This window comes from Streptomyces misionensis (assembly GCF_007896895.1).
Taxonomy (GTDB): domain Bacteria; phylum Actinomycetota; class Actinomycetes; order Streptomycetales; family Streptomycetaceae; genus Streptomyces; species Streptomyces misionensis_A.
The window spans coordinates 1-5904 of the sequence record NZ_VOGW01000106.1 but is presented as its reverse complement, the minus strand read 5'-3'; the positions used below and the strand labels follow the sequence as shown (position 1 = coordinate 5904).

General features: G+C 72.8%; 4 protein-coding genes and 1 tRNA gene. 3 read left to right on the top strand and 2 right to left on the bottom strand.

Going from position 1 to position 5904, the window contains the following annotated elements; all coding sequences use genetic code 11:
- Positions 1–496 precede the first annotated feature (496 nt).
- The 3 genes from FRZ03_RS19065 (at position 497) to FRZ03_RS19055 (ending at position 2716) form a co-directional block, all read left to right on the top strand.
- Positions 497–1726, top strand: a complete 1230-nt coding sequence (locus FRZ03_RS19065; protein ID WP_146466376.1) for a GlxA family transcriptional regulator — start codon at positions 497–499, stop codon at positions 1724–1726.
- A gap of 196 nt (positions 1727–1922) precedes the next feature.
- Positions 1923–2525: an oligoribonuclease gene (gene orn / locus FRZ03_RS19060; RefSeq protein ID WP_146466375.1), complete on the top strand. Its 603-nt coding sequence runs from the start codon at positions 1923–1925 to the stop codon at positions 2523–2525.
- A 118-nt stretch (positions 2526–2643) separates the two neighbouring features.
- Positions 2644–2716: transfer RNA gene (locus FRZ03_RS19055), tRNA-His, on the top strand.
- A 444-nt stretch (positions 2717–3160) separates the two neighbouring features.
- Here the strand turns inward: FRZ03_RS19055 and FRZ03_RS19045 are convergent.
- Positions 3161–4201 (bottom strand): LacI family DNA-binding transcriptional regulator, encoded by a 1041-nt coding sequence (locus FRZ03_RS19045; protein ID WP_146466374.1) that lies wholly within the window; start codon positions 4199–4201, stop codon positions 3161–3163.
- Positions 4202–4382: 181 nt separating this feature from the next.
- Positions 4383–5831, bottom strand: a complete 1449-nt coding sequence (locus tag FRZ03_RS19040; protein WP_146466373.1) for a GH1 family beta-glucosidase — start codon at positions 5829–5831, stop codon at positions 4383–4385.
- Positions 5832–5904 lie beyond the last annotated feature (73 nt).

Below are 5904 nucleotides of genomic sequence, written 5' to 3'. Positions count from 1 at the left end.
CCGGGCGGGGCGCGGGGGCCGCGGGCGCGGCGCCCGGCACGGGGGCGCACGCGGGGCGGACCGTTCCGGCGTGCAAAGAGGCGGACGTCACACCCGGGAGCGGACACCGGCTGACTGACCGGTTTCCACGCTTCGAAGCGCTTCTTTTCAGCCAACTTCCGGTTCTCGTCCGAAGGTGGTCCTGACCACCCCTCAACCCCCGTTCCACCTGCACGGAAAGGGTCTGTGGGGCGCTGCGCACCCTACGCGCTTTGGCCACTGCCACGAGGCGTACTTCCCTGCACGGCTCGCGAGTGCAACCCTTCGTGATCGAATGCTTCACGCCAAGTTGTCATGTCGACAATGTGCCGCATTTGGAACTGGTCACCGTGCGTTCGCGGGACCCAGTAGATTCGATCTTGACTGTCTTACGGCGGGGGACTCGTGCAGGACCGAGGGGAAACGTGCAGGAGCGACACAACCGAGGAGCCGCGACCACCGAGGGGGGCTTAGCAGTATGAGCCACGACTCCACTGCCGCGCCGGAAGCCGCTGTCCGGAAGCTGTCCGGGCGTCGCCGCAAGGAGATCGTCGCGGTGCTGCTGTTCAGCGGCGGCCCCATCTTCGAGAGTTCCATACCGCTGTCGGTGTTCGGGATCGACCGCCAGGACGCCGGGGTACCGCGCTACCGGCTGCTGGTGTGCGGCGGCGAGGAAGGCCCCCTGCGGACCACGGGGGGCCTCGAACTCACCGCGCCGCACGGGCTGGAGGCGATCTCCCGCGCCGGCACCGTCGTCGTGCCGGCCTGGCGCTCGATCACCGCGCCGCCACCGGAGGAGGCGCTCGACGCGCTGCGCCGGGCGCACGAGGAAGGCGCCCGCATCGTGGGGCTGTGCACCGGCGCGTTCGTGCTGGCCGCCGCCGGTCTGCTGGACGGCCGCCCGGCGACCACCCACTGGATGTACGCGCCGACGCTGGCCAAGCGCTATCCGTCGGTGCACGTCGATCCGCGGGAGCTGTTCGTCGACGACGGCGACGTGCTCACCAGCGCGGGTACGGCGGCCGGAATCGATCTCTGTCTTCATATCGTGCGGACGGACCACGGCAACGAGGCGGCCGGCGCGCTCGCACGGCGCCTGGTGGTCCCGCCGCGCCGGTCCGGCGGCCAGGAGCGCTACCTCGACCGGTCTTTACCGGAGGAGATCGGCGCCGACCCGCTCGCCGAGGTCGTCGCCTGGGCGCTGGAGCACCTCCACGAGCAGTTCGACGTGGAGACGCTGGCGGCCCGCGCGTACATGAGCCGCCGTACGTTCGACCGCCGGTTCCGCTCGCTCACCGGCAGCGCGCCGTTGCAGTGGCTGATCACCCAGCGGGTGCTCCAGGCGCAGCGGCTGCTGGAGACGTCGGACTACTCGGTGGACGAGGTGGCCGGCCGCTGCGGGTTCCGCTCGCCGGTCGCGCTGCGCGGGCACTTCCGCCGCCAGCTCGGCTCCTCCCCCGCCGCCTACCGGGCCGCCTACCGGGCCCGCCGGCCCCAGGGCGACAAGCCGGGTGAGCCGGAGCCGGTCGCCATGCAGCCGCCGTCCGGCCAGCCGGTGCCGGCCTCGGGTCTGCAGGGTCCCGGTCCGATGGGCTCGGTGCCCTCGATGCTGCACCCGGAGCGGGACAGCGGGGTGCCGATCCAGAGCCGGCGCACGGCGGCGGCCGGGGCGGTGTCGCTGCTCCCCGGACCGCGCGCCGGAAGCTGACGGGTCCCCGACGGTCGGGGAGCGGGGGCGGAGTCTTCGGGCACCGCCCCCGCTCCCTTTCCTCTGTGGTCCCCCTGTCGTCCCCCTGCGGTTCCGCGTGCTTCCCCCGCGGTCGTGCCCTGTGGCGGTTTTCTCATCCGCGGCCGGTACCGACGCGGGGCATCCCAAACGCGGAGGTCCGCCTTAGGGTGGTCGCATGAACGATCGCATGGTGTGGATCGACTGCGAGATGACCGGCCTCTCGCTGTCCGACGACGCTCTCATCGAGGTGGCCGCCCTCGTCACCGACTCCGAGCTGAACGTACTCGGCGAGGGGGTGGACATCGTCATCCGCCCGCCGGAGCGGGCGCTGGAGACGATGCCGGAGGTGGTGCGTCAGATGCACACCGCGTCCGGGCTGCTCGCCGAGCTCCCGGACGGCACGACGCTCGAGGACGCCGAGGAGCAGGTCCTGGCGTACATCAAGGAGCACGTGAAGGAGCCGGGCAAGGCTCCGCTGTGCGGCAACTCGGTCGGCACCGACCGCGGCTTCCTGCTGCGGGACATGCCGACGCTGGAGGACTGGCTGCACTACCGGATCGTGGACGTCTCCTCGGTCAAGGAGCTGGCCCGCCGCTGGTACCCGCGGGCGTACTTCAACAGCCCGGAGAAGAACGGCAACCACCGGGCCCTCGCCGACATCCGCGAGTCGATCGCCGAGCTGCGCTACTACCGCGAGGCCATCTTCGTCCCGCAGCCCGGACCCGACTCGGACACGGCGCGGACGATCGCGGCCAAGCACGTGGTGCCGGCGAAGTAGGGCGTCCGGGGTCCGCCGTCGGGGTGCGGCGCGAAAACCTGTGCGCGAGCACCCCTTCGGACCCTGTAGACTTCTTCTCGGCCGGTCGGGGAAACGACAAGTTCCCACGCCGGTCGTGGTGGGTGTAGCTCAGATGGTAGAGCACCTGGTTGTGGTCCAGGATGTCGCGGGTTCGAGTCCCGTCACTCACCCTGAACGATCAGCCGGTGATTCCGTCGCACGACGGGATCACCGGCTGTTTCACGTTCAGGCGCCGGTGTGCCCCCTGCCGCGCCCGAACGGCCCCGTACCCGTCCATGTGATCCCGGACTGGTCCCGGACCCGCACGAGCACTCCGTCCGGACCCGCGGGACCAGCAGCCCGGGAACGGCGACGGCCTCCCCGCCGGGAGGCGGCGCGACGGCCACGACCTGCTCCGCGATGATCACCTCGGGGCCGGCGCTCTCGTGCACCGCGACCTCCCTGATCTCCGTCACCCGCCCCGGACCGGTGACGGAGAGGGCGCGACAACCGGCGCGCACGCCTTCCGGGTCCTGCCCGCCCTGCGCGACGCGGACCCCGCCCGCATCGCGGGCCTGCCGCGGCCCGCGTTCAGGGCGCTGACGGACCCGGCGCCGCGCGCCTGACGCGCGCCCTCACGAGGACGCCCGCACCACCAGTTCCGTCGGCAGCACCGTGTGCCGCCGCTGCGGGCCGCGCCCCGTGGCGATCTCGGACTGGAGCAGGCTGATCATGCTCCGGCCCATCTGCTCGATGGGCTGGCGGACGCTGGTGAGGGGCGGGTCCATGTGGCGGGCGATGGCGGAGTCGTCGTAGCCGACCAGGGCGACGTCGTCGGGGATGCGGCGGCCCTCCTCGCGCAGCACCTGCCGGGCACCGGCCGCCGTCACGTCCGAACCGGCGAAGACCGCGTCCAGATCGGGGCGGCGCGACAGCAGGGCGGACATGGCCCGGCGACCGCCCTCCTCGGTGAAGTCGCCCGGCTCCACCAGGAGTTCGTCCGGCTCCTGGCCGGCCGCGCGCAGGGCGTCGCGGTAGCCGTCGACGCGGCGCTGGGCGCCGTACACGTCCGGGCGGCCGGTGATGTGGGCGATCCGGGTGCGCCCCCGGGACAGCAGGTGCTCCACGGCCGCGCGGGCGCCGCCGTAGTTGTCCGAGTCCACCGAGGTGAGCGTCTCCGCGGCCGAGCGCGGGCCGCTGATCACCGCGGGGATCTCCAGCTGGGCCAGCAGATCGGGCAGCGGGTCGTCGGCGTGCACCGAGACCAGCAGGACACCGTCCACCCGGTGGGCCGCCAAGTACTGGGCCAGCCGCCGCCGTTCCCGGTCGTTGCCCGCGAAGATCAGCAGCAACTGCGTCTCGGTCTCGGCCAGTTCGGCGCCCACTCCGTGCAGCATGTCGGAGAAGTACGGCTCGGCGAAGAACCGGGTCTCCGGCTCGGGCACCACCAGCGCGACGGCGTCGGTGCGGTTGGCGGCCAGGGCGCGGGCGGCGGTGTTGGGGACGTAGCCGAGTTCGGCGACCGCCGCCTCCACCGCGGCGCGGGTCGTGTCGCTGACCCGGGGCGAGCCGTTGATCACGCGCGAGACCGTGCCGCGGCCGACCCCGGCCCGCGCGGCGACCTCCTCCAGGGTCGGCCGCCGGCCGCCCCGGCCCCGTCCACCGTTGACCGCCATGGTCGCGCCTCCCGTTCGCAGCCCTCAGGCCAGGAATGTAACAGCAGGGGCCGGACCGCCCCCGCTCCCATCGTCCCTCGCCGGGCAGGCTCCGAGGTCCCCGGCTCCCCCGGGGACGCGAAGGGGCGCGGCCGGGCTCACGGCCGCGCCCCTCGGGCCCGTGGTCAGGCCCCCGCCTCGCTCACCGGCCGGCCGGCAGCGCGTTGTCGCGGATCACCCCGGCGTACCAGTGGGCGCTCGCCTTGGGGATGCGGCGCTGGGTGGGGTAGTCGACGTAGACGGCGCCGAAGCGCTTCGAGTAGCCGTAGGACCACTCGAAGTTGTCCAGCAGGGACCACAGGAAGTAGCCGCGGACGTCCGCTCCGTCGGCGATGGCCCGGTGCACCGCCTCCAGGTGGCCGTGCAGGTAGGCGATCCGCTGCGGGTCCTCGACCCGGCCCTCGGGAGAGGCGTAGTCGTCGAAGGCGGCCCCGTTCTCGGTGACCATCAGCGGCAGCCGCGGGTGCGAGGCCGCCAGCCCGGTCAGCAGGGTGTGCAGCCCGTTGGCGTCGATGGCCCAGTTCATCGCGGTCAGCTGGTCGTTGGCGAGGTGGAAGGCGACGTCGTCGCAGCCGGTCCACGGGGAGTGCTCGCTGGCGCCGTGGCCGTCGTTCTTGGTGGTGCCGCTGCCCTCGGTGGCCAGCGACACCACGGTCGGCGAGTAGTAGTTGACGCCGAGCACGTCGATGGGCCGGGAGATCTCCGCCAGGTCGCCGTCGTGCACCAGCTCGGCCCAGTCGACCAGGTGCGCGGTGTCGGCGAGCAGGTCCTCGGGGTAGGCGCCGTCCAGGACCGGGCCGGTGAAGATCCGGTTGCCGACCGCGTCGATGCGGCGCGCGGCCTCCGCGTCCTGCGCGCTGTCGGTCAACGGGCGCACCTGGTGCAGGTTGAGGGTGAGGGAGAGCTGCGCGGACGACGGCAGGACCGAGCGCAGCGCCCCGACGGCCTGGCCGTGGGCGAGGTTGAGGTGGTGCGCGGCGCGCAGGGTGGCGGCCGGGTCGGTGCGGCCGGGCGCGTGCACACCGGAGCCGTAGCCGAGGAAGGCGCTGCACCACGGTTCGTTGAGGGTGGTCCACACGCCGACCCGGTCGCCGAGGGCGCGGGCCATGATCTCGGCGTACTCGGCGAACCGGTGCGCGGTGTCGCGGTGCGGCCAGCCGCCGACGTCCTCCAGCTCCTGCGGCAGGTCCCAGTGGTACAGGGTGGCGACCGGGGTGATGCCCGCTTCGAGCAGCTCGTCGGTGAGCCGGCGGTAGAAGTCCAGGCCGCGCTCGACGGCCGGGCCGCGGCCGGTGGGCTGGACCCGGGACCAGGAGACGGAGAACCGGTACGCCTTGAGGCCGAGGTCCTTCATCAGGGCGACGTCGTCGCGGTACCGGTGGTAGTGGTCGGCGGCGATGTCACCGGTGTCACCGTTGCGCACCTTGCCGGGGGTGTGGCTGAAGGTGTCCCAGATGGACGGGGTGCGGCCGTCCTCTGCGGCGGCCCCCTCCACCTGGTAGGCGGCGGTGGCGGCACCCCAGACGAAGCCCGGTGGGAAAGAGGTGCTCGACGCCTGCTGGGCACTGGCCTCGGGTCGTACGGCGGTCATGGTGAGAGCGCTCCCAAAAGTGGCGTGAGAAAGGGTACGGACGGTGGTCCGGCGGTGCGGGACCGGTGGTGGG

Coding starts and splice junctions, on each gene's coding strand:
- FRZ03_RS19065 (WP_146466376.1), top strand. CDS start 497: ATGAGCCACGACTCCACTGCCGCGCCGGAAGCCGCTGTCCGGAAGCTG.
- orn (WP_146466375.1), top strand. CDS start 1,923: ATGAACGATCGCATGGTGTGGATCGACTGCGAGATGACCGGCCTCTCG.
- FRZ03_RS19045 (WP_146466374.1), bottom strand. CDS start 4,201: ATGGCGGTCAACGGTGGACGGGGCCGGGGCGGCCGGCGGCCGACCCTG.
- FRZ03_RS19040 (WP_146466373.1), bottom strand. CDS start 5,831: ATGACCGCCGTACGACCCGAGGCCAGTGCCCAGCAGGCGTCGAGCACC.